This window comes from Pollutimonas rozaliensis (assembly GCF_048751585.1).
Classification (GTDB): domain Bacteria; phylum Pseudomonadota; class Gammaproteobacteria; order Burkholderiales; family Burkholderiaceae_B.
Genome location: NZ_JAZHOB010000154.1, coordinates 1 through 266, shown reverse-complemented (window position 1 = coordinate 266; position 266 = coordinate 1). Strand labels below are relative to the sequence as shown.

Here is a 266-nt window from a genome sequence, read left to right as displayed (position 1 = left end):
CCGCCATGGCCGCCGAGTCGGCCATGGTCGATACCCTGCCGCTGGCGATTCACAGCGAGGGCGGGCCGCATCGTCTGGAAGTGGAAGTGGCCGAAACGGTTGCCCAGCGTCAGCGTGGGCTGATGGGACGTGAGCACTTGCCAACCTCACGCGGCATGCTGTTCCGCTTCGAGAGCGAACAGCCTGCAGGCAATGCGTTCTGGATGTATCGCACGCTGATCCCGCTGGATATCGCTTACATCGATGACGACGGCCGCATCGTGGCG

At 63.9% G+C, this 266-nt stretch carries 1 protein-coding gene; it reads left to right on the top strand.

Annotated elements, in window-relative coordinates:
- Positions 1-23: 23 nt before the first annotated feature.
- The coding region (locus V0R37_RS22365; RefSeq protein ID WP_420376591.1) for a DUF192 domain-containing protein at positions 24-266 on the top strand (243 nt) is incomplete at its 3' end.